This is a genomic window from Pseudoalteromonas sp. GW168-MNA-CIBAN-0100 (genome assembly GCF_040309225.1).
Lineage (GTDB): Bacteria > Pseudomonadota > Gammaproteobacteria > Enterobacterales > Alteromonadaceae > Pseudoalteromonas > Pseudoalteromonas arctica.
The window spans coordinates 1-22,384 of record NZ_JBEOOL010000037.1 but is presented as its reverse complement, the minus strand read 5'-3'; the positions used below and the strand labels follow the sequence as shown (position 1 = coordinate 22,384).

Here is a 22,384-nt window from a genome sequence, read left to right as displayed (position 1 = left end):
ACCCTTATGTAACCAATATTGGTTACATATTAAAAAGTAACCATTTTGAGATTTTTATGATTGGTGTGATCAGCGGCGATATTATTAAATCGCAAACAATCCCTAAGCAGCAATACGATGCCATGCTTTACGAACTAGAGCAAAGTTTGCGAAACATTTCGGGTGAGCAAACACTTTGGAATATATACCGAGGCGATGCCTTTCAGTTACAAGTTAATAATCCTGAGCTCCTTTTTAAAAATGCCATACTTGTATATTTACACCTTAAATCGTCAGGTTATGAGCTACGGCAAAGCTTGGCACTTGGGCAAATAGATAACCCACGCAGCGATATAAAAACAGCAACCGGCTCTGCTTTTACCCTTTCGGGGCAAGGCCTTGATAAAATAAGTAATCAACGCTTTGTTTTTAATATTAATGAGCAGCAGCTTGATGAAAGCTTAAATCTTAATTTAGCCTTTGCCGACGTATTACTCACTAAAATCACGCAAAAACAAGCAAATGCCCTGTATGTCTATTTAACATCACCAGACAACAGCCACGCGGCACTGGCTAAAGAGCTTAAAACAAGTCGCGAAAATGTAACAAAACTACTAAATTTAGCGCACTACCAACTTATAGAACGCTTTATTAAGCACACACAACACGTTATAAAAAATATAATTAAAGGAGGTGAATAATGGAGTTTTCACTTTTACTGGTCGCGCTTATTATTGGCCACTTACTCGCTGATTTTTACTGGCAACCTATGAGTTGGGTAAACGACAGAAATACCCGTCACTTTAAAGCCAGTAAGCTTTATTTTCATGTACTAGTGCATGGTGTAATAAGTGCACTCATTATTACCGTGTGGGAATACACATTCGGGTGGCAGCAACTAAGCAGTGTTTTAATTGCCACGGCGAGCATTATGCTGAGCCATTACTTTATTGATATAGCTAAATCGTATTCTAATAAAGGCGTGGTGCCTTTTTTACTAGATCAAATAGCGCACATACTCGTTATTATTGCGCTCAGTATTTGGCTAACTGATAACAATAGCTTTATGGCTGCAATTAATAATATGCTCACTGATCCCAAAATACTGTGGGTGGTATGCGGTTATTTAATTATTTTAAGTCCCAGCGCCGTATTTATAAGAATGATGTTAGAGCGTTTAACAAGTAACTTTTCAAGTACTGGTAGCTTACCGCTTGCAGGGCAAAGCATTGGTATGCTTGAGCGCGTACTTATGCTGAGCTTTATATTGCTTGACCAATTTGCAGGGCTTGGCTTTTTGCTTGCGGCAAAGTCAGTATTTAGGTTTGGCGATTTAAGTGCAAGCAAAGATAAAAAACTTACCGAGTACGTTATGCTCGGCACACTACTTAGCGTAAGTGTTACTTTATTTGTCGGCTTGGGTATTAACTATTTAATCAGGTAGGCAATACAGTAAGTACAAATTACAGACAATAAAAAACGCGCTGCTTCTATTTATTCAAAAGAAGAGAGCGCGTTTTTTGTATCAGCCTTTAACCAAGTTCTAAATTAATTAAACGCCAATATGATCATTAATCGTTATTTGTGCGACGACGGCGTTGGCCACTACCGCCAACAGATTCACGCTTTGCCCATGGGTTTTGCGCGCTGTCATCTGTTTTAGCAGCTGGCTTTTTAGAACCACCACGGCGTGGGCCGGTACCATTACCACCATTATTTGGCTTTTTACTGTTAGGCTTGCTGCTATCAGATTTAGGCTTATTAAAAGGCTGCTTTTTCTTAGGCTTTTTAGACGGCAGTGGGCGAGCATCTAATGCGCGCTCTGCTACTGGGTTAATAGGCTCAAAACCGTCTTCTTCAGCACGTGGAATAAGCTCACCAATAAAGCGTTCAATACCGTATAAATCAACAGCATCCTCTGTTGTTACAAACGAAATCGCATGACCCGATGCACCAGCACGGCCTGTACGGCCAATACGGTGAACGTAATCTTCATATACGTTTGGTAAGTCGTAGTTAACAACATGCGGTAATTCAACAATGTCTAAACCACGTGCAACAATGTCTGTTGCTACTAGTACGCGTACTTCACCACTTTTAAAACCATCAAGTGCTTTAACACGTGCGCCTTGTGACTTATTACCATGGATAGCCGCGCCTACAATGTCATCGCGCTCTAGTTGTTTAACTAAGCGGTTAGCACCGTGCTTTGTGCGGCTAAACACTAATACTTGTTGCCAATCGTTAGTGCGAATCAAGTGGCTTAGCAATGCTGTTTTACGTGTTTTATCTACCGCATAAACACACTGAGTAACACTTTTTGCAGTAGTATTTTTTGCAGCAACTGAAATTTCAACAGGGTCATTAATTAACCCTTTTGCTAATGCACGAATTTCGTCAGAAAATGTAGCCGAAAACATCAAGTTTTGACGTTTAGCAGGCATTTTAGCAATTAAGCGTTTAATGTCATGAATAAAGCCCATGTCTAACATGCGGTCAGCTTCATCGAGTACAAGCACTTCAACGCTATCAAATTTAACTGCATTTTGATTATGTAAGTCGATTAAACGACCCGGCGTTGCTACTAAAATATCAACACCTTTACGAAGACGCTGCATTTGTGGGTTAATTTTAACGCCACCGTAAACTACAAATGAGCTCACATCCGAATGCTTAGCGTACTCTTCAACGTTTTCGCTTACTTGCAAAGCAAGCTCACGTGTAGGCGTTAAAATAAGTGCACGTACGTGGTTACTTTTAGCTTTAGGGCCTGACGACAAACGCTCAATAAGTGGTAATGTAAAACCCGCTGTTTTACCTGTACCTGTTTGCGCTGCTGCCATAACATCACGGCGTTCAATAATTGCAGGAATTGCTTGAGCCTGAATCGGCGTTGGCGTTTCATAGCCCTTTTCTAAAACCGCATTAACCAAAGACTGTGATAAACCTAAACCTTCAAAACTCATATAAACTCTCTTTTAAATTAGGCTACGTTAGCCAGTTGCGCGCATTATACCTGTAGTAGCTAAGAATGCATGCCATTATTTACGTTGCGAGCAATTGAGCATAGCTTAATAAAATTAAACCTGTGCTCAAGTTGCTTAAAAATGCAAAAAACGGCCATAAGCCGTTTTATATTTATACTTAATTACTCTAAGTATAAGAGTTACTTAACACCTAACTCACGCAGGCGTTCTTGCAAGTAGCTATCTGCCGTGTAGCGCTCTGAAAGCACAACATCTGGATGCGGGTGTAAAAATAACGGTAGTGAAATACGCGATTTAGTAGATGCTTTACCCGTTGGGTTAATTACACGGTGAATTGTCGATGGGAAATACCCGCCCGACGCTTCTTGTAGCATGTCGCCGATATTAATAATTAAGCTGCCAAAATCACATGGCACGTCTAGCCAACCGCCATCTGTTTTTTGAACTTGTAAACCAGGCTCATTAGAAGCTGGTAATACAGTCAATAAGTTAATATCGCCATGGGCTGCTGCGCGAATAGCACCTGGCTCTTCATCACCCGTCATAGGCGGATAATGTAGGATACGTAACAATGTTTGCTCAGAGCCTGCAATCATGTCTTTTAAATCAATCGAAAACTTAGCACGTACATCAGCTGGAGATTCAGCCTGAACCCAGCTTAACAACGTGCCCGCAAATTCACTTGCTAAACGGTAGTATTCACGTACATCAGCTTCAAGCTGGGCAGGAACGCGACCTTTAGGGTACACATGGAAGTACTCTTTAATGTCTTTTATTGTAAAGCCTTTCGCTACTTCAGATACTGAAGGCGGAAAGTAACCGTCTTGAGTGTCTTTAGAGAATAAAAAGTCGTGCTTTTGCTCTGAGTTAAAAAAGTCTTGCCAATTTTTGTAAATAGACTCAACTAAAGACTGTGGGATTGGGTGGTTTTTTAAAACGCCAAATCCAGTATTTCTTAACGATTCAACAAATTGTGCAGCCGCATCGGGAGCTTTATAATCAACAGTAGGTAATTGCATTGTACGTTCCAGTGAATAGGTTGTGTGAAGTGAGTTGCTTTTAATAGTGCTAAATTACTTATATAAAGTAGCAAAGCCTTCATTATAGCGCTATGCGAGGATAGACAAATGACCTCAAAAACATAAGGACATATGTCCGCAAAGCATAGTCACCGCCACTTGGCTTGATCAAGATCAACTTATAAAAAAACGTTGAATTTGCAAGGTTTAGTGCTTATATATGGTCTACTAGGGCGTGCTGACCTTTGGTGGGTGAATTTGTAGCAGACTGTTTGGTATTTAAGCAAGGCAGAGCCTGTGATGTGTGGTTGTTCCCCATAAATAGGCGATAACGCAGCATAAATGCCAAACATGCGCTACCCTTTGGGTTCTTTCTAGGGACGATTAACTCTTTGTTGCTCGGTTTTTACTTAGTCCACTAGGTTACAAACCTCGCGCCGCGATTAAATCGCCCCTAGATTGAACAAATTTCAATCCACAACGGTCAACACGCCCTAATATATTTTATTTGTGTAAATAAGGCTCCCCATGCGACAAAAAGTATCTTTTAAAAGCGGCGATTTAGAACTTGCCGGCCAACTTGAACTACCCTCTGGTGACGTTAAGTTTTACGCGCTATTTGCACACTGCTTTACCTGCGGTAAAGACATTGCAGCAGCCACTCGTATTAGCCGAGCTTTAACACAACAAGGCATTGCCGTACTACGTTTCGACTTTACCGGTTTAGGTAATAGCGATGGCGACTTTGCTAACAGTAACTTTTCATCAAACATTCAAGATTTAGTATCTGCGGCAAATCATTTACGTGAGCATTTTGCGGCGCCGCAACTACTCATTGGCCACAGTTTAGGCGGGGCTGCCGTTCTTGCTGCTGCGGAGCATATTCCTGAAGTATCGGCTATTACAACCATTGGTGCACCGTCAGATGCGCAGCACGTAGCGCATAACTTTGAAGCACACCTTGATGAAATTAACGCAGCAGGTGAAGCTAAAGTAAACTTAGCCGGCCGTGAATTTACCATTAAAAAGCAATTTATTGACGATATAGCCAAGTACGATAAAAGCCACATAAGTAAACTTAAGCGCGCATTATTAGTAATGCACTCCCCTATTGATGCGACTGTAAATATTAGTGAAGCTGAAAAAATTTATGCATCAGCTAAGCATCCTAAAAGCTTTATTAGCCTAGATAACGCCGATCACCTTTTAACAAATAAAAACGATGCCGACTACGCAGCACAAATAATTGCAACGTGGGCAAACCGTTATGTTAAGTACGACAAAACTAAATACACGGCAAGTTTAACGGGTGGCAATGTACTCGTTGAAGAAAAAGACCATGTATTTACTCAGCACGTAAGTACAAAAGATCATACTTGGCTTGCAGATGAGCCAATAAAAGTAGGCGGTAAAAACTTAGGCCCAGATCCGTATCATCATTTATTAGCGGGGCTTGGTGCCTGTACGGCCATGACACTGCGTATGTACGCTACACGTAAAAACTTACCACTGGAGCATGTAAAAGTAGAGCTTGATCACACTCGCGATTACAACAAAGATTGCGACGATTGTGAGCAAACAGGTAACCTTGAAGCCATTACCCGTAAAATCACCTTACGTGGCGACTTAACAGAGCCAGAGCGTCAGCGTTTACTCGAAATAGCCGACAAATGCCCTGTGCATAAAACACTGCATAACAACCCGGTTATTGTAAGTGAACTGGTAGAATAACTGCCGTAAAATTAATATAGCGCAGGTAACACTGCGCTGTGATTTAACTTTTATAAACCTAATTTTTACTATCTAAAAATCCCTCTACTTCTTTACTCATTCTGTCCACCAGCCATTTTGGTCCACCATCGTACATATCGTTATGGCGCGATTTTTCTATTAGTGTTTGTGTAACAGGAAACTTATCCAGCTCTGAATCGTTTAACAACACATTCGCATCAGCTGGGTAATCACTACCGCGAAGTGTAAGTACGCGAATGCTTTTATTGCGCGGGATCAACATGCGGCGATGATCGAGCGTAATAATAGTGCTAACTTCGTTTGGATAAATAGAGCCATATAATGCGGAAATATCCCCGCCATTAGAATGCCCAAATAAGGTGAGTTTTGTAAAGTCGTACGCTGGGTATTTACTCGATAGCTCATTAACTAAAAACTTAAGCGTTACTACGCCACGGTGCCAGTTTTCCATACGCGTTGTTAAGTAAGGCTGCTCACTGTTTAAGTAAGGGTCGCTTTTTAGTTCATGTGCAACGGCTACTGTTAAGTATCCACGCTGATTAAACGCATTACTGGCAAACGTATACTTGTTATGGCTAATCCCATAACCTGCGTTAATGAACGCTACAGGGCACTTTACTTGTTCAGTGCACTTAGCATTGTTACTTGGTAGTGTGATATTGATAGGAATAGTGCGATTACGGCTTTCATCAGTTATAACGCCATCGTTTGCATAGCTTGTTGCGCTTATTGCTGATGTGCTTATAACTGATGCACTTAGAGCTAGTGCGCTTAACATAAAAAGCTTTTTAAGTGTTTTTTGCATATTTAAACTTATATAAATTATTGTTTTTAATTAAAAATAATTTTTACTTTATAGGTTTGCATTCTCTATTGTCAAACTATGCGATAATAGTCGCCATTGTTTAAATATATTTAGTAAAAGATCCAATAAATGAAATCATACAATAGCATTCAAGAACGTATAGAAATTTTAGAAGACAAACTAACGGCAATACATGACGAAATCGAAACACTAAAAACCCCTGCTAAAAACAACAATGAACGTATTATTTTTAAGTTTATTGAAACAGGCAGCACAGGTAAAACGAAGGATTTTGTTCGTGAGTTAGGTATTAAATCACCACGTGACGGTTTGTTTTCATCAGGTGACGTTACAAAACTAATTAAAGATGGCGCTGAAGATATTTCACCTGCGTTATTAGAAATCGCAAGACAGCTTGCCAGTGCACGTAATAAAAATGGCCCTAGCCGTTAATTACATAGTCACGCAGTATCTAGAAGCCCAGCCAAGCTGCCGCTTCTAGATATGTAATCATATTAAACTAAATTAATCACATAGTTCTATATTAAGGCTGGTAAGCAAGTTTAGTGCTTCGAAGCGATCAAACTTAGCATTCGCTAAAATATTATTATTCAAATCTATATTAAACGCTGTCGCACCTACAAAATCACATTTTGTTAAGTTAGTTTGAAAAAACTCACTATCGCGAAAATCTGTTCCTGTAAATTCACTACCGCTTAAATCAGCGTGTCTAAAATCAACATTTTTGGCAAAACAGTGTGTTAATTTGAGGGCTTTGAGGGTTAATTCAAAAAAAGAACTATTACTAAGCTCGCAATAATTAAAACTCACCGGTGCGTTAATACTAAGCGCTGGCCAATCCACGTCAGTCCATTGCAGACTATTTAATTTACAGTGGCTAAAAGTTACATTTTCAAGTGAACTGTAGTTCCATTTAAGTGACGATAAATTACAGTTTTTAAAACTGCATTCTATAAACCGGCAATTTTTAAACTGCCCGCCTGAAAAGTCGCAATCGGTAAATGTGCACTCTTCAAACTCAGAATTTTCAGTTAGTTGCTCTTCGTGCTGCAAAGCATTAAATTGCTCGTCGAAGTAGTGATTATTATTTGAAATTGACACTATTAACCTAGTTTTTAATGGGCATAGACGCTATTTTTAGGTAAATCTTTTTTAAGCGCAAGCACTGCAATAAAAATCAAAGCAAATAGTGGAAATAGCGCTAAACAGCCACCCACAAAAGCTAAAACCCCCGGCATAGTACTTTTACGCTTACCTATTTTGTAGCTAATTACAGCAAAAATAGGAATACTCAGCACAATAAAAAAAACTAAGAACTCACCAAATAAGGTTGCATTGATCGACATAATAATTCCTTTTTCGTCTATTCGGTTAAAATACACTCTGCTGTAAATTTAACCACAAAAAAACCCTTAAGCATATAACTTAAGGGTTTTTAAATTTAGCTCAATAAGCTAAATAAAAATTACTCTTCGCTAGGTATCGCTTTTTCAACAACACTAATTGCAAGCTCAGCTAACGAATCCATATTAGGCTTACTAGGCGCGTTAGTTAATAAACACGACGCTTGTGTTGTTTTAGGGAAAGCAATAACGTCACGAATGTTATCGGTACCACATAAAAGCATTGCTAAACGGTCAAGACCAAATGCTAAACCAGCATGTGGTGGTGTACCGTATTTAAGTGCGTCAAGTAAAAAGCCAAACTTGTCTTGTTGCTCTTGCTCGTTAATACCTAAAATTCTAAATGCAGTTTCTTGCATATCTGCATTATGAATACGTACCGAACCGCCACCCACTTCGTAGCCGTTTAATACCATATCGTAGGCATCTGAAATAGCCGCAGCTGGATTTGCTTCAAGCTCACTTGCAGTAATATCTTTTGGTGCAGTGAATGGATGATGCACAGCATGTAATGTGCCCTCGTCATCTTCTTCAAACATTGGGAAGTCTACAACCCAAAGTGGTGCCCAGCTATCAAGGTTAGTGATTTCTAAGTCAACACCAATCTTAACGCGCAGTGCGCCCATTGCTTCATTTACTGTGTTGCGCTTATCGGCACCAAATAAAATGATATCGCCAGACTGAGCATTAGTACGCTCAAGTAATTTAGTAATTACGTCTTCGCTTAAAAACTTAGCCACTGGTGATTGAACGCCTTCAGCGCCTGCAGTGTGGTCGTTTACTTTCATCCACGCCATGCCTTTAGCGCCGTAAATACCAATAAACTTAGTGTAATCGTCAAGCTGTTTACGAGAAAGCTTAGCGCCACCCGGTACAGTTAATACAGCAACACGACCTTTTTCGTCGTTAGCTGGACCTGAGAAAACATTAAACTCTACGTCTTTAACTAAATCTGCAACATCAACTAATTTCATTGGGTTACGTAAATCTGGCTTATCAGAACCGTAAAGGCTCATTGCCTCGCTGTAAGGCATGATTGGAAAATCGCCTAAATCAACGTTTAACAAAGTTTGCCACATCTCGCGGATCATTTTTTCAGTCATACCACGTACTTGATCAGAGCTCATGAACGAGGTTTCTATATCTATTTGGGTAAATTCTGGTTGACGATCGGCACGTAAATCTTCATCACGGAAACATTTAACAATTTGGTAGTAACGGTCAAAACCCGACATCATCAACAATTGCTTAAATAACTGTGGAGACTGTGGTAAAGCGTAAAAACTACCTTTGTGAACGCGGCTTGGTACTAAATAATCGCGCGCACCTTCTGGCGTTGCTTTAGTAAGTACAGGTGTTTCGATGTCTAAAAAGCCGTTTTCATCTAAAAAGCGACGAACAAAGCTGCTTGCTTTAGCGCGTAATTTAATACGGTCACTCATTTCTAGACGACGTAGGTCTAGGTAGCGGTATTTTAAACGACGCTCCTCTGAGTTTACTTGGTTAAAATCAAGCGGTAATGGCTCAGAGCGGTTAATAATATTAAGCTCTTTACCTAAAATTTCGATCTCCCCTGTTGCCATGTCTTTATTTACTTGGCTGTCTGGGCGTGCGCGAACAATACCTTTTAACTGAACACAAAATTCTTGGCGAAGTGTGTTAGCTGAACTCATTAACTCTTCAATGTCAGAGTCGAATACAACTTGTACTAAACCTTCTCTATCGCGTAAATCGACAAAGATAAGTCCACCAAGGTCACGTCGTTTGTTGATCCAGCCACATAGTTCAACTTCTTGATCTACGTGAGTTTTATTTAGCTGTCCGCAATATATAGAGCGCATAGTTTTCCTGTCAGATAAAAGGCTTAAACGGCTAAACTTATTTGTTTTAAGGCGTGTGATTTAAAAAACAGGTCACCACAATACAAATAAAGCCGCTAGCAATCTAAAAATAATCAAATTAAGCCCTGCATTATACTCAACTAACATTAAGATGCTAGGGCGTGTGCCGCTTTTGCCCTTGAATTTACAGCAGCTCGTTTTGTTATTTGCTACACTATCGCCACTTTATAATAAGGCGCTAGTTTGTATGTTATATATTGGATGCCCGCAGTGGTCGAGTAATACATGGAAAGGCAATTTATTTTCAAGCCAATGTAAAAACGCCGATATGCTTAGCCAATACGCACAACACTTTAATTCTGTGGAAGGCAATACCAGTTTTTACGCCGACCCATCGCCAAGCACAGTATTGCGCTGGGCAAACAGCGTACCCGACGATTTTAAATTTACGTTTAAGTTTAATCGTCGCTTTAGCCACGATCTGCATCTAACTAATATTCAAACCGAGCTTACTGATTGGCTTAACTTGTTCTCCCCTATTTTAGAAAAAACCGGGCAAATCATGCTGCAATTACCTAAAGCATTTGGTCCTAGTGACTTACCCAAGCTAGCCCAATTTATTAGCCTATTACCAAAAGAGGTTAATTACGGTGTAGAAGTACGCCATACTGCGTTTTTTCAAAAGGGTGAAGCCGAAATAGCGCTTAACCAATTATTAATGGCAAACAACATAAATCGCATATCGATGGATACTCGCGCCCTATTTGCGGTAAAACCAACAACCGAAGCGCTAATAGATGCACAGCAAAAAAAACCTCATTTACCAGTGCACGCTATTGCTACAGGCTCCCAGCCTATGGCGCGCTTTGTGATAGCTAACTTACAAAATGACTATAAATCCTTTTATAAACCGTGGCTAAGTAAAGTAAAACAATGGCTTGATGAGGGTAAAACACCCTATGTGTTTTTTCATACTGCCGATAATCGCGAATCGCCACTACTTGCACGTCAATTTTGTGAAGACCTAGGGTACAATCACCCAGTATTAAATCCATTCAGCGGTGAAAAAGAAGCCCACCAGTCTACGCTTTTTTAAATAGAGAATAAAAATGAGTGAATACGCACGTTACTTTACCGGCTACCCAGCTAACATTGTTGAGCAAGTATTAAGCCTTATAGATAACAACAAGGTATGTGACTACTTACTTAAAAAGTATCCGCAAGCACATACCATTACTAGCGATAAACTACTTTATAGCTACGCAACCGAGCTTAAAAAACAATATTTAAAAAATGCGCCACCATTTGGTCGTGCGGCGTTTAAAAAGCAAGGCGATATGGTCACCAATGCACTCGGTACACATACGTATCGAATGCAAGGTAAAACCCGAAAGCACGATTTAGCCATAAACAGTGATTTATTGCGCGCACCCGAACCATTACTAAAAGCATTAGTAGTACACGAACTCGCCCACTTTAAAGAAAAAGATCACAACAAAGGCTTTTATCAACTTTGCTGCCATATGGAACCGAGTTACCACCAATTGGAATTAGATTTAAGGATATTTTGTGTGGTAGTCGCAATGGGAGAGAATCCATATAATTAACTGATTTTGGCTGTGACAAATATCTATCCATTGAGTAGTATAAGTCACACATTAAAAAAGGAATTACCTAATGTCTCCTAGTTACTCTCTTAGAATAGATTTTGCTCGCAACGTAAGTAATCCCGAAAGAGTATTCAACTCTATGGGTTTACTCGTTGAAGGTTTTGATAAACTACACTCGTCCATATTGCTTGGCTTTGGTACAAAAATAGAGTTTAGTTCTGCACTTTCAGAAACAAGGAAAGGGTCTATAATTGCCGATATCAAACATAAAGTTATTGATAAAGTTAGGGGTGTCAACTTCAAATCTATCTGCGATGCAATTTATCGAGGCCTTGAAGAAGAAATTGCAATAACTAAAAAGATTGACTCTGAATCTGACGTTAGATTATTCGCAGAGAAAATTTATTCTCAAATAACCGCTGATAAAGTTGATCTAGATGAATTCACTTGTGAATCAAATATCAACTTATACGAAATTGCTGAAGCCCTGCACAAAATAAATAACGCATTGAACCTACTCTCCGAAGAAGATAAAGCACAATTTGGGAAGAAAAAGAAGTTTGTTGATATTAGTGATGAGTTTTCTTGTCCTCGGCCGGCATCCCAGATGTTCGAAAACGTAGAAATGACTTTCCCATGTCGAGAGGTTGTAATTATTCGACGTCCGTCTTATGTATTTGGTCTAAATTGGGACTTAGAAAGTAATAGCAGAAAATTTAGAAAATTTTCGGCTAAAATGTCTGATGAGGTTTGGTTTGAAAGCTGGAAAAATCATGACAAAGATGCACAACTGTGGCCAGGCGATGGTCTTTTAGCAGATATTAAAACCACTAAGAAAGTCAATAAACACCGACATACAACCTCTATAGAATGTGAAATTATTAAAGTTGTACGAGTGATACCGCAAGAAAAGGTGAAACAAACTGAATTGGATTTAAGTGATGAGTAAAATAAATTATGAGAGTGCAAAAAAGGAAGTTTTATTTATAGCTTTACCATTTCTTGTCCTTTTATTACTCAAAGTACTACAAGGCGATTTTATTGGTTTTATTAAACTTTCAGATTTTTCTTTAGCAACATCAATACTGTGGGGACAGTTGCTAGCAAAAACATTTGATGTGCCAGATAAAAATAAAAACAGAGATAAGTTCAGTACCAAACAAGTGCAAATTTTCATTTTTTCGTTTTTATCATTAACTCTCTATATTGGACTTAACTTTATAGAAGCTATTAGTGACACCGTATATTGGGCTCAATTCGCTTGGTACGGATTTTCCATCCTTTATTACATCCCCGTATCCACATTAATGAATGATTTAACTCGAAGATGACCATGTAATTTATTATATAGAAAAGCGAAATATAAAATCGCGCTTTTCTATTCCATCATTTCATTCAACTTAAAAAGTTTAATCTTAAAGCCCTAAGCCTGCCATAAAGTCGTCATCTGCGTCGTCTTGCACAATGTCTTTAGCCTTTGCGTTTTCTTTTTCAGCTTTCTTTTTAGCTTCGTTTTCAATTATGTCATCTGGGTCTAGTGCTTCTGCAATATCAAAGTCGTGTAATTTAATGAACTCTGTTTTATCCATCGCTAGTTCCAAGTAAAAAATATTTTGTTTACTTGTGGTGAATGTTACGCGGCGGGCTTGCGGGCGATCCATTGTGGTATCTACCGATATTTGCACTTGCTTATTGATTGCCATCATTTTTGGCTGGTTTTGCGTAATAGACGTATGTAATTGCTCACGCACTTTAGACGTAAAGTCGCCAACAATTTGATTCATCAACTCGCCTAGTACGTTTGATACGTCGTCTGATAAATGGCTATGCGCTATTTCATCTTCTGGCATTCCCATATTGCGCATGTAATCGCCATAAATTTCCATCGCCGCTTGCGAAGTAAAGTTGGTAATTACGAGCCCTGTAAAACCGCCGTCAAATAAAACAAAGCAACCAATATCTGGTCGCATACATGTACGTGTTATTTTTTGCACCATGGCTGAGTAGCTAATACCATTACCGCTGGCTGATGTGAGTACACCTGTCACTGAATGACAAAGGGTTGCTAATATATCGTCTGTGCTGATGACCTTACTTTTGCTCATTTAATCTTCTCTTTTATACTTATTATTCATAATTCTAGTCAAGCTACTGAATTTATCACTGACTATCCAGTATAAAATGTTAAAATAGCGCCATTATTTACAAAGAGACTGCCTTCGTGACCATAAAAGACAGTATTTATGCCTCTGAGCAACAAGTAAAAGATTTTAGCTTTGACCAAAATGTAGTCGAAGTTTTTCCAGATATGATTCAGCGCTCGGTACCGGGCTACGCAACTATTGTAAGTACAATGGGTAAGCTTGCGGGCGAATACGCACAAAGTAATTCAAACCTGTACGACTTAGGTTGCTCGCTTGGTGCAGTAACACTAAGTATGCGTCGTAATATTCGCACTGATAATTGCCACATTATTGCAGTAGATAACTCACAAGCCATGGTTGAGCGTTGTAAAATGCATTTACAAGGTTTTAAATCAGATGTGCCTGTTACTGTTACTTTAGGCGATATTAACGAGCTTGAGATTCAAAACGCCTCAGTAGTCGCAATGAACTTTACGTTGCAGTTTATTCCACACGCACAGCGCCAAGCCGTGCTTGAGAAAATATACGCTAATCTTAAACCTGGTGGCGTGCTACTACTTAGCGAAAAAATTAAAGCCGAAAACGAGCAATGCGATAACCTATTAATTGATTTGCACCACGACTTTAAACGACACAATGGTTACTCTGAGCTTGAAATAAGCCAAAAGCGTACCGCCATCGAAAACGTTATGCGCCCAGATACACTAAGCGCTCACTTTACTCGCTTACAAGATATTGGTTTTAGCCAAACTCAAGTGTGGTATCAATGTTTTAATTTTTGCTCAATGGTAGCAATTAAATAAAGAGAGTCATCCATGTCTCAATGGTTTAACCAATTTTACGCATCTATCGCACAAAGCCCACTTAGTCACTGGCTAGAAACCCTCCCTGCTCAATTAAAACATTGGCAGTTAGAGGCAAGCCATGGCGATTTACCTAAATGGCAAAAAGTACTTAAAAACTTACCAGTGGTGGCAACTTCGCATGTTGATATTTCTACTAAGGTAGAAATTGGCGCCCCAGGGGAGATGAGTGATGGCGAGCAAAAGCAAGCCATGCATTTATTAAAACGCATGATGCCATGGCGCAAAGGTCCATTTAGTGTGCACGGTATTGAAATAGACACAGAGTGGCGCAGTGATTGGAAGTGGGACAGACTCCTGCCTCATATTGAGCCATTAAAAGGCCGCACCGTTTTAGATATTGGTTGTGGCTCAGGTTATCATTTATGGCGTATGCGCGGTGAAGGCGCAGAGTTTGTAGTGGGTATTGATCCGTCTGATTTATTTTTATGTCAGTTTCAGGCAATTAAACACTACAACCCAGACGAAAACGTGCATTTACTGCCACTAGGCGTTGAAGCATTACCGGAACTTAAAGCGTTTGATACGGTTTTTTCGATGGGCGTACTTTATCATCGTCGCTCACCTATCGACTTTTTAGCACAGTTAAAAGCGCAGCTTCGCCCAGGCGGCGAACTCGTACTTGAAACGCTAGTAATTGAAGGTGATGAAAACACAGTATTAGTCCCTACCGACCGCTACGCTAAAATGCGCAACGTTTGGTTTATTCCAAGTACTGCAGCGTTAAAACTGTGGATGGAACGCGTTGGCTTTAAAGATGTGCAAATAAAAGATTGCGCTATTACCACGCTTGAAGAGCAACGCAAAACCGATTGGATGGAAAACGAATCGTTAATCGACTTTTTAGATCCAAACGATACAAGTAAAACAATTGAAGGCTACCCCGCTCCACTTCGAGCCATATTAACCGCAAAAGCATAGCTGTTAATTTAACGCCTTTAATACTAAAAAAACGCCTACGGGCGTTTTTTTGTTTATTTAAACAACAAACAGCGGACAAGTGTCCTTGTTAATTATTTCAAAATTACATTTGAGCTAGCCGCGACCTTGCAATTGTTGTAAAATACGCGCGTTTCTAAGCAACCCAAAACAACTATTTTGAGGAAAACCTGTGAGCGAACAAAAACAGTCTCTAAGCTATAAAGACGCGGGCGTAGATATCGACGCTGGTAATGCACTTGTTGAGCGTATTAAAGGCGTAGTTAAAAAAACTCGTCGTCCTGAAGTAATGGGCGGAATTGGTGGTTTTGGCGCACTTTGCGAAATTCCTGAAGGCTACAAGCAACCAGTATTAGTTGCAGGCACAGATGGCGTTGGTACTAAACTACGTTTAGCAATCGACTTAAAAAAACACGATACTGTTGGTATTGATTTAGTTGCAATGTGTGTAAACGACTTAATTGTTCAAGGTGCTGAACCCCTGTTTTTTCTAGATTACTATGCAACTGGTAAACTAGATGTAGACACAGCAGCTGACGTAGTTACAGGTATTGGCAAAGGTTGTGAAATTTCAGGTTGTGCCCTAATTGGTGGCGAAACAGCTGAAATGCCAGGTATGTATGATGGTGAAGACTACGACATGGCAGGCTTTTGTACAGGCGTTGTAGAAAAATCAAAAATTATTGATGGCACAAAAGTAGCAGCAGGCGATCAGCTTATTGCACTTGCATCAAGCGGCCCTCATTCAAATGGCTTCTCTTTAATTCGTAAAGTACTTGAAGTATCAAAAGCTGATACCAGCGCTGACTTTGAAGGTAAAACATTAGGCGAAACCTTACTTGAGCCTACTCGTATTTACGTAAAACCTTTACTTGAGTTATTCAAAAACGTTGACGTACATGCGCTTTCGCATATTACTGGCGGCGGTTTTTGGGAAAACATTCCACGTGTATTACCCGCTTCAGCAAAAGCTGTAGTTAAAGGTGATAGCTGGCAGTGGCCACCTATTTTTAACTGGCTACAAGAAAACGGCAATATTACTACACACGAAATGTACCGTACATTTAACTGTGGTGTAGGTATGGTTTTAGTAGTTCCTGCAGACAAACTTGAGCAAAGCTTAACAATGCTAAAAGACTTCGGTGAAAATGCATGGCACCTTGGTGAAATTCAAGATGCAGCAGCTGGCGAAGAGCAAGTTGAAATTGTAGGTGGTGCTAAGTAATGGCACCGACTCGTCTGGTAGTTTTAATCTCAGGTAGTGGCTCTAATTTACAAGCCATCATAGATGCCTGCGAACGTGGCGAGATAAACGGACATATAGCGGCTGTTATTAGTAACAAAGCAGACGCTTATGGCCTAGAGCGTGCAAGACAAGCAGGTATTGCTACAAAAGTGCTCAGTCATAAAGATTTTGACTCGCGCGAAGCGTACGATGCGCAATTAATGAACGTTATCGACTCTTTTATGCCAAATCTAGTTGTATTAGCTGGGTTTATGCGTATTCTTACTCCTGGCTTAGTGCAAAAATATGTTGGAAAAATGTTGAACATTCATCCATCTTTGTTGCCTAAGTATCAGGGGCTGAATACCCACCAAAGAGCAATTGATGCAAAAGACGATGTTCATGGCGTAAGTGTTCACTTTGTTACTGAAGAATTAGACGGCGGTCCCGTTATTCTTCAGGCGCAAATACCTGTACTCAAGGATGATACAGCAGAAACATTAGCAAAACGCGTGCATGAGCAAGAGCATATAATTTATCCTTTGGTGGTCAAGTGGTTCAGTGAACACAGACTTACTATGGAAGCAGATTATGCAGTTCTTGACAAAAAACAACTTCCTGCACACGGCGCGCACTACTCACAATAAAAAAATAAGTGCCCTGTTGTTATGTGCGGGCACTTTACTTCCAACTAGCCTAATTGCAGGCGAATTGACCCAATATCAAGCTAACTACGATATTTTACGCAAAGGTAAAAATCATGGTGAGGCTGTTCGTGAGCTCAAAAAAATGGGCGACGATACTTATGAACTAACATACCACAGCAATATTGAGTGGATGATTTTCTCTGATTCTCGTGAAGAAACATCAAAGTTTACCTTTAAAGATGGCAAGGTTACCCCGCATCATTACAATATGATCCGCACCGGTACAGGCCCAGATAAAGATTATAAAATTGATTTTGATACAACAAACAAAGTAGTGACTAGCAGCGCTAGCGAATACCCACTTAAATGCGAATGGACTGATGAATTTCAGGATGCTATTTCATACCAAGTGCAAGTGCGCGAAGGATTGAAAAAAGGCGAAACGAGCTTTTCATTCCCGCTTATAGACAAAAAAGGTAACCGCCGCGACTACAACTTTGAAGTTGTTGAAAAAGAGATGATCTCCCTACCTATCGGTAATGTAGAAGCCATTAAAGTAAAACGTTTATACGATAACGATAAACGCCAAGCAATTGCATGGTTTGCGCCAGAAATGGATTACATGCTGGTACGTATGTGGAAAGGCGAAAAAGGTATGGAGCAGTTTGAAGTTCAAATGAATTCATTTACTGTTACTGCGCCTACAGCTGTTGCGCCTGCAACAGCACAACAACCTCAAGAAGCTAACTAAATTTAATTAAACTAAAGTTAATATTTAAAATAGGTGGGCTAAATTAGCTCACCCATTTTAAACAATGCAAATTCCCCCGGCTCCATTTTTTGCCAACGCTCATCATTCGTCAAAGGCCTTGTAGCTATAACTGTTACTACATCGTTTGGTGTAGTCTCTTGTTGAAAATCAACCACCATGTCGGCATCAATCAACGTTGCTTTACCAAATGGCGCACGGCGCGTTATGTAATGTAAGTTATTAGTGCAATACGCTAAAACAAACACCCCGTCGGTCAATAACATATTAAACACCCCTTTTTCACGAAGGGTATGCGAAAGCTTAGCGGCGTATCTAAAAACCGACGCCATATTACTTGGACGCTTTGGGTATTTTTCACGAATTTTATCAAGTAACCAACAAAAAGCGAGTTCGCTATCGGTGTTACCTACTGGGCGATAGTACTGCGGTTTTAAATCATGATAATTAGATAGCTGCCCGTTATGAGCGTAAGTAAGCTCGCGCCCCCATAACTCTCGCGTAAAAGGATGAGTATTTTCAAGGCATACTCTCCCGCGGTTACCTTGGCGAATATGGCTAATAACCGAGACACTTTTAATGGGGTATGCTTTGACGAGCTTTGCAATTTCAGATTGATAACTCGGCTCAGGATCTTTAAAGGTTCTACAGCCTTTACCTTCGTAAAATGTAATACCCCAACCATCTTTATGTGGTCCCGTGTTTCCGCCACGCTCTAAAAGGCCTGAAAAACTAAAACAAATATCGGTAGGCACATTGGCTGACATGCCAAGTAATTCACACATTAATAAAATAACCCTTAAAAACCATACATTAAAATAAATAGCGTTATATTTGTGTATTAAGCGTACACTAATTTGCAGCCCGCTATAACGGCTATACTTACTTAAAAAGTGTCATTTTGCTATTAGATTTATTTATTTTTACGTTAACACTACTTACGGTTAATGCTTTGACTATACGATAGTTATTGTGCGTTCCTCTGTCGGGTAATTAAATATCGTATTTAAGTTACTTTCTACTACAATTTAACATCGTTATGTACTTGAAAATTACTGTTACTAGCGCTACTCTAAGTGAGGTGGTCTGACCTCTATTAAGGAATAAAAATGACACTCATATTTACACTGGTTCTAATCGCGTTGCTTTGCACTGCGGTTTACCACAGAGCAAGTTGGAACACAGCACTTGGTGTTTCGGCTATAACTTTATTAATTGGTACCTTTGCAGGTGCTTTTGGTTTAATTAGCTGGTTGATCTTTTTGATCATCGCGGTTCCTCTTTCTGTTACTGGCCTTCGTCAGCAATATATCATCAAGCCTATTTTTGCTACGTTTAAAAAAGTAACGCCAAGCATGTCTGATACTGAAAAATCAGCTATTGATGCCGGTACGACGTGGTGGGAAGCTGACTTATTTTGCGGTAACCCAGATTGGAAAAAACTTCATCAATACCCAGTTCCTAAACTTACTATTGAAGAGCAAGCCTTTGTTGATGGCCCTGTTGAAGTAGTATGTAGCATGTTGGACGATTGGGAAGCAACGCACGAACTAACCGACCTTCCTCAAGATGTATGGCAATATCTAAAAGATAATAAATTCTTTGCCATGATCATCAAAAAAGAATACGGCGGTTTAGAGTTTTCTGCATTTGCACAGTCATGTGTACTTCAAAAACTAACAAGTAAATCAACATTACTTTCGTCAATTGTTGGTGTACCGAACTCTTTAGGCCCAGGTGAATTATTACAACACTATGGTACAAAAGAGCAAAAAGATCATTATTTACCGCGCCTAGCGAGCGGTCAAGAAATTCCATGTTTTGCGTTAACTTCGCCAGAAGCGGGTTCTGATGCAAGCTCAATTCCAGACTACGGTGTGGTATGTAAAGGGCAATGGAATGGTGAAGAGGTTGTGGGTGTTAGTTTAACGTGGAATAAGCGTTACATTACACTTGCCCCAGTGGCTACCGTGCTTGGACTTGCGTTTAAATTACAAGATCCAGACGGCCTAATTGGCGACAATAAAGAGCCAGGCATCACCTGTGCACTTATTCCAACGGATACTCCTGGAGTTGAAATTGGTCGTCGACATTTCCCGCTTAACGTACCATTTCAAAATGGTCCTACTCGCGGTAAAGACATTTTCGTACCACTTGATTATATTATTGGTGGTCCAGATATGGCTGGTCAAGGCTGGCGCATGTTGGTGGAATGTTTATCGGTTGGTCGTGCAATTACATTGCCGTCAAACTCTGCCGGTGGCATTAAAATGATTGCTATTGCGACAGGTGCTTATAGCCGCATTCGTCGTCAGTTCCGTTTACCTATAGGTAAAATGGAAGGTGTTGAAGAGTCACTAGCTAAATTAGCTGGTTACGCTTACAGCTCTGATGCTGCGGTTAGCATGTCTACGGGTGCGGTTGATTTAGGCGAAAAGCCATCTGTTGTTTCTGCCATTATTAAATACCACCTGACAGAGCAAATGCGTGATGCAACTATTCATGCAATGGATGTACTTGGCGGTAAGGGCATCATGCTTGGGCCAAATAACTATTTAGGTCGTGGCTATCAAGGTGCACCTATTGCCATTACCGTTGAAGGTGCAAACATCTTGACCCGTAATATGATTATTTATGGTCAAGGTGCTATTCGCTGTCATCCATTTGTACTTACCGAGCTAGGTGCGTGCGAAATTGAAGACCGTGAAGAAGCGCTTAGCGTATTTGATAAAGCGCTAATGGGTCACATTGGTTTTACTATGTCGAACCTTGTACGTACTAAGTGGCTTGCTCTTACCGGCGCTCGTTTTACAAGTGTGCCGTACAACGACGAAACCGCTGAGTTTTACCGTATAGCGTCACGCTTTAGTGCATCACTTGCTCTTATGTCAGACATTAGCATGGCAGTATTTGGTGGTTCACTAAAACGTAAAGAACGTATTTCAGCACGTTTAGGTGACTTACTTAGTTACTTATACTTAGTGTCTGCAACGCTTAAGCGTTACAACGACGAAGGCCGTAAAAAAGAAGATTTTGCTCTAGTAAAATGGAGTTGCCAAGATCACCTTTACCATTGCCAACGTGCACTTGCTGATTTAATTAATAACATGCCTTCGGCTCCACTACGTGCCGTGTTAAAAGTATTGTTATTCCCGTTTGGTCGCCCGGTTCGTAAACCAACTGACCAACTTGAGCATAAACTTGCGCAACTACTACAAGTACCTAGTGAAACGCGTAACCGTTTAGCAAGCTATGTATACTTAACAAATGAGCCGCTTAACCTTGTAGGTCGTCAAGAGCAAACGCTTAAAGACGTACTTGCTGTTGAGCCATTATTTGACCGTGTATGCAAAGAAAAAGGTCTTAAACTGCCATTCTTCCAGCTTGATAAAGTAGCGCAAATGGGGCTTGAAGCAGGCATATTAAGCCAAGCAGAGGCTGATAAACTAGCTGCTGTTGAGCAATCTCGTTTAGATGTTATTAACGTTGATGACTTCGACCCTGCTGACTTACTTGCAGGCAAAGCCGCGCGTAATAGCGTTAAAAAAGAAGCTGATGCAGCTTAATTAACTAAGCTAAGCTAAGCATTTATAGACCAAAAGCCAGCACATAATGTGCTGGCTTTTTTGTGCAAAATAAAAAGTTTTAACAACCTGATGGAGTAGTTTAATTCGTTAGATTGCTGAAATAATTATACAGTTTGGTATAACAGGCAGCTCTGACATCTAATCAACCCTAAAAGCTCTGTATTGATTAAATACCCTTAATTCATCTCTATACTCCTGTAAAAACTTAAACCCTCTCAAGAGCTCTACAAGTACAACACTATAAAGTTAATGACTATACCAATTAGCAATAATACTTAGAGCCTGCCTAGCAGTGTTAAAAGTCTCTGATATACGACTGCATGGATGCAGGAGATAGAGCAATGCAGGATCATTTGCCGAAAACAACTAAATAACGAATTATTCCTTATTATCGACATGCTTTTCTTACATCAAAATAGATTACTTAATTAAGCGAATTGGGGTTAAACCTGGCGTTAAGTTAACTGCGGTAAAAGTTTCAAAGTTACGAAAGAAGGGATACAGCGCAATGCACAAGCACTTAACCAGAGCATCGGCAGATTGATATAGGTATTGATACGGATAATAAGGAATATTATCAGGTTCGTGCAAGGAATGTGTTTGATAGCTGATAGCTGATAGCTGATAGCTGATAGCTGATAGCTGATAGCCAAAGAATGTTTTACTAAATTATTTAATCAAGGATTTTATAAACTTGTTATTGAGGAAATAACAAGTGGCGGAGTGGACGGGACTCGAACCCGCGACCCCCGGCGTGACAGGCCGGTATTCTAACCAACTGAACTACCACTCC

At 40.0% G+C, this 22,384-nt stretch carries 22 protein-coding genes and 1 tRNA gene; 14 read left to right on the top strand and 9 right to left on the bottom strand.

Translation table 11 applies throughout. From position 1 onward, the window contains the following. Positions 1–56 precede the first annotated feature (56 nt). A complete protein-coding gene (locus tag AAEY62_RS17900) occupies positions 57–680 on the top strand; it encodes a hypothetical protein (protein WP_350635600.1) in 624 nt (207 codons plus the stop codon). Further along, the gene (locus tag AAEY62_RS17895; RefSeq protein WP_350635598.1) at positions 680–1,423 is read left to right on the top strand and encodes a DUF3307 domain-containing protein; all 744 of its coding nucleotides are present in this window, start codon (positions 680–682) and stop codon (positions 1,421–1,423) included. Before AAEY62_RS17900 ends, AAEY62_RS17895 begins: the two co-directional genes overlap by 1 nt. Positions 1,424–1,550: 127 nt before the next feature. Here AAEY62_RS17895 and AAEY62_RS17890 read toward each other — a convergent pair whose 3' ends face one another. Next, positions 1,551–2,945 (bottom strand): DEAD/DEAH box helicase, encoded by a 1,395-nt coding sequence (locus AAEY62_RS17890; protein WP_007377987.1) that lies wholly within the window; start codon positions 2,943–2,945, stop codon positions 1,551–1,553. 200 nt (positions 2,946–3,145) lie between these two features. Continuing rightward, the gene (locus tag AAEY62_RS17885) at positions 3,146–3,985 is read right to left on the bottom strand and encodes an isopenicillin N synthase family dioxygenase (RefSeq protein WP_165735700.1); all 840 of its coding nucleotides are present in this window, start codon (positions 3,983–3,985) and stop codon (positions 3,146–3,148) included. 528 nt (positions 3,986–4,513) lie between these two features. Between AAEY62_RS17885 and AAEY62_RS17880 the strand changes: the two genes are divergently transcribed. Continuing rightward, the gene (locus AAEY62_RS17880; RefSeq protein WP_002959964.1) at positions 4,514–5,716 is read left to right on the top strand and encodes a bifunctional alpha/beta hydrolase/OsmC family protein; all 1,203 of its coding nucleotides are present in this window, start codon (positions 4,514–4,516) and stop codon (positions 5,714–5,716) included. Positions 5,717–5,774: 58 nt separating this feature from the next. On the opposite strand, the gene AAEY62_RS17875 is transcribed toward AAEY62_RS17880, so the two are convergent. Continuing rightward, complete coding sequence (locus AAEY62_RS17875; RefSeq protein WP_350635595.1) at positions 5,775–6,542, bottom strand: alpha/beta hydrolase; 768 nt, start codon at positions 6,540–6,542, stop codon at positions 5,775–5,777. A 129-nt stretch (positions 6,543–6,671) separates the two neighbouring features. On the opposite strand from AAEY62_RS17875, the gene AAEY62_RS17870 reads away from it, so the two are divergent. After that, a complete protein-coding gene (locus tag AAEY62_RS17870) occupies positions 6,672–6,995 on the top strand; it encodes a hypothetical protein (protein ID WP_002959968.1) in 324 nt (107 codons plus the stop codon). Positions 6,996–7,067: 72 nt separating this feature from the next. Here AAEY62_RS17870 and AAEY62_RS17865 read toward each other — a convergent pair whose 3' ends face one another. From AAEY62_RS17865 to aspS, 3 genes are all read right to left on the bottom strand, one after another. Beyond that, entirely contained in the window at positions 7,068–7,664 is a 597-nt protein-coding gene (locus tag AAEY62_RS17865) for a pentapeptide repeat-containing protein (RefSeq protein WP_050482467.1), read from the bottom strand. A gap of 14 nt (positions 7,665–7,678) precedes the next feature. Next, positions 7,679–7,909: a hypothetical protein gene (locus tag AAEY62_RS17860; protein ID WP_002959972.1), complete on the bottom strand. Its 231-nt coding sequence runs from the start codon at positions 7,907–7,909 to the stop codon at positions 7,679–7,681. Between the two features lie 119 nt (positions 7,910–8,028). Next, the gene (aspS, locus tag AAEY62_RS17855; RefSeq protein WP_350635593.1) at positions 8,029–9,807 is read right to left on the bottom strand and encodes an aspartate--tRNA ligase; all 1,779 of its coding nucleotides are present in this window, start codon (positions 9,805–9,807) and stop codon (positions 8,029–8,031) included. 247 nt (positions 9,808–10,054) lie between these two features. On the opposite strand from aspS, the gene AAEY62_RS17850 reads away from it, so the two are divergent. The 4 genes from AAEY62_RS17850 to AAEY62_RS17835 all read left to right on the top strand — a co-directional run bounded on the left by AAEY62_RS17850 (position 10,055) and on the right by AAEY62_RS17835 (position 12,748). Further along, complete coding sequence (locus AAEY62_RS17850; protein ID WP_350635591.1) at positions 10,055–10,903, top strand: DUF72 domain-containing protein; 849 nt, start codon at positions 10,055–10,057, stop codon at positions 10,901–10,903. Positions 10,904–10,916: 13 nt separating this feature from the next. Beyond that, entirely contained in the window at positions 10,917–11,414 is a 498-nt protein-coding gene (locus AAEY62_RS17845; protein ID WP_182195991.1) for a M48 metallopeptidase family protein, read from the top strand. 70 nt (positions 11,415–11,484) lie between these two features. After that, positions 11,485–12,366 carry a hypothetical protein gene (locus AAEY62_RS17840; protein ID WP_182195994.1) on the top strand — a complete coding sequence of 294 codons (882 nt, stop codon included), beginning with the start codon at positions 11,485–11,487 and terminating at the stop codon, positions 12,364–12,366. Further along, entirely contained in the window at positions 12,359–12,748 is a 390-nt protein-coding gene (locus AAEY62_RS17835) for a hypothetical protein (protein WP_350635588.1), read from the top strand. Before AAEY62_RS17840 ends, AAEY62_RS17835 begins: the two co-directional genes overlap by 8 nt. Before the next feature lie 84 nt (positions 12,749–12,832). Here AAEY62_RS17835 and AAEY62_RS17830 read toward each other — a convergent pair whose 3' ends face one another. Beyond that, complete coding sequence (locus AAEY62_RS17830; protein WP_341603938.1) at positions 12,833–13,522, bottom strand: DUF3334 family protein; 690 nt, start codon at positions 13,520–13,522, stop codon at positions 12,833–12,835. Between the two features lie 116 nt (positions 13,523–13,638). Here AAEY62_RS17830 and cmoA point away from each other — a divergent pair, with 116 nt between their 5' ends. From cmoA to AAEY62_RS17805, 5 genes are all read left to right on the top strand, one after another. Beyond that, positions 13,639–14,364 carry a carboxy-S-adenosyl-L-methionine synthase CmoA gene (gene cmoA / locus AAEY62_RS17825; protein WP_182672922.1) on the top strand — a complete coding sequence of 242 codons (726 nt, stop codon included), beginning with the start codon at positions 13,639–13,641 and terminating at the stop codon, positions 14,362–14,364. A 12-nt stretch (positions 14,365–14,376) separates the two neighbouring features. Continuing rightward, positions 14,377–15,345, top strand: a complete 969-nt coding sequence (gene cmoB / locus AAEY62_RS17820; protein WP_350635585.1) for a tRNA 5-methoxyuridine(34)/uridine 5-oxyacetic acid(34) synthase CmoB — start codon at positions 14,377–14,379, stop codon at positions 15,343–15,345. Positions 15,346–15,535: 190 nt separating this feature from the next. Then, the gene (purM, locus tag AAEY62_RS17815; protein WP_350635583.1) at positions 15,536–16,588 is read left to right on the top strand and encodes a phosphoribosylformylglycinamidine cyclo-ligase; all 1,053 of its coding nucleotides are present in this window, start codon (positions 15,536–15,538) and stop codon (positions 16,586–16,588) included. Then, complete coding sequence (gene purN / locus AAEY62_RS17810; RefSeq protein ID WP_350635581.1) at positions 16,588–17,235, top strand: phosphoribosylglycinamide formyltransferase; 648 nt, start codon at positions 16,588–16,590, stop codon at positions 17,233–17,235. The genes purM and purN overlap by 1 nt, the downstream gene beginning before the upstream one ends. A 16-nt stretch (positions 17,236–17,251) precedes the next feature. Beyond that, positions 17,252–17,986 carry a DUF3108 domain-containing protein gene (locus AAEY62_RS17805; protein WP_350635617.1) on the top strand — a complete coding sequence of 245 codons (735 nt, stop codon included), beginning with the start codon at positions 17,252–17,254 and terminating at the stop codon, positions 17,984–17,986. A gap of 38 nt (positions 17,987–18,024) precedes the next feature. Here the strand turns inward: AAEY62_RS17805 and AAEY62_RS17800 are convergent, their stop codons facing one another. Continuing rightward, positions 18,025–18,789 carry a class II glutamine amidotransferase gene (locus AAEY62_RS17800; protein WP_024591316.1) on the bottom strand — a complete coding sequence of 255 codons (765 nt, stop codon included), beginning with the start codon at positions 18,787–18,789 and terminating at the stop codon, positions 18,025–18,027. Between the two features lie 324 nt (positions 18,790–19,113). Here AAEY62_RS17800 and fadE point away from each other — a divergent pair, with 324 nt between their 5' ends. Continuing rightward, entirely contained in the window at positions 19,114–21,570 is a 2,457-nt protein-coding gene (gene fadE / locus AAEY62_RS17795) for an acyl-CoA dehydrogenase FadE (RefSeq protein ID WP_121954353.1), read from the top strand. Positions 21,571–22,307: 737 nt separating this feature from the next. Here fadE and AAEY62_RS17790 read toward each other — a convergent pair. Further along, positions 22,308–22,384, bottom strand: a tRNA-Asp gene (locus tag AAEY62_RS17790).

Coding starts and splice junctions, on each gene's coding strand:
- AAEY62_RS17900 (WP_350635600.1), top strand. CDS start 57: ATGATTGGTGTGATCAGCGGCGATATTATTAAATCGCAAACAATCCCT.
- AAEY62_RS17895 (WP_350635598.1), top strand. CDS start 680: ATGGAGTTTTCACTTTTACTGGTCGCGCTTATTATTGGCCACTTACTC.
- AAEY62_RS17890 (WP_007377987.1), bottom strand. CDS start 2,945: ATGAGTTTTGAAGGTTTAGGTTTATCACAGTCTTTGGTTAATGCGGTT.
- AAEY62_RS17885 (WP_165735700.1), bottom strand. CDS start 3,985: ATGCAATTACCTACTGTTGATTATAAAGCTCCCGATGCGGCTGCACAA.
- AAEY62_RS17880 (WP_002959964.1), top strand. CDS start 4,514: ATGCGACAAAAAGTATCTTTTAAAAGCGGCGATTTAGAACTTGCCGGC.
- AAEY62_RS17875 (WP_350635595.1), bottom strand. CDS start 6,542: ATGCAAAAAACACTTAAAAAGCTTTTTATGTTAAGCGCACTAGCTCTA.
- AAEY62_RS17870 (WP_002959968.1), top strand. CDS start 6,672: ATGAAATCATACAATAGCATTCAAGAACGTATAGAAATTTTAGAAGAC.
- AAEY62_RS17860 (WP_002959972.1), bottom strand. CDS start 7,909: ATGTCGATCAATGCAACCTTATTTGGTGAGTTCTTAGTTTTTTTTATT.
- aspS (WP_350635593.1), bottom strand. CDS start 9,807: ATGCGCTCTATATATTGCGGACAGCTAAATAAAACTCACGTAGATCAA.
- AAEY62_RS17850 (WP_350635591.1), top strand. CDS start 10,055: ATGTTATATATTGGATGCCCGCAGTGGTCGAGTAATACATGGAAAGGC.
- AAEY62_RS17845 (WP_182195991.1), top strand. CDS start 10,917: ATGAGTGAATACGCACGTTACTTTACCGGCTACCCAGCTAACATTGTT.
- AAEY62_RS17840 (WP_182195994.1), top strand. CDS start 11,485: ATGTCTCCTAGTTACTCTCTTAGAATAGATTTTGCTCGCAACGTAAGT.
- AAEY62_RS17835 (WP_350635588.1), top strand. CDS start 12,359: ATGAGTAAAATAAATTATGAGAGTGCAAAAAAGGAAGTTTTATTTATA.
- AAEY62_RS17830 (WP_341603938.1), bottom strand. CDS start 13,522: ATGAGCAAAAGTAAGGTCATCAGCACAGACGATATATTAGCAACCCTT.
- cmoB (WP_350635585.1), top strand. CDS start 14,377: ATGTCTCAATGGTTTAACCAATTTTACGCATCTATCGCACAAAGCCCA.
- purN (WP_350635581.1), top strand. CDS start 16,588: ATGGCACCGACTCGTCTGGTAGTTTTAATCTCAGGTAGTGGCTCTAAT.
- AAEY62_RS17800 (WP_024591316.1), bottom strand. CDS start 18,789: ATGTGTGAATTACTTGGCATGTCAGCCAATGTGCCTACCGATATTTGT.
- fadE (WP_121954353.1), top strand. CDS start 19,114: ATGACACTCATATTTACACTGGTTCTAATCGCGTTGCTTTGCACTGCG.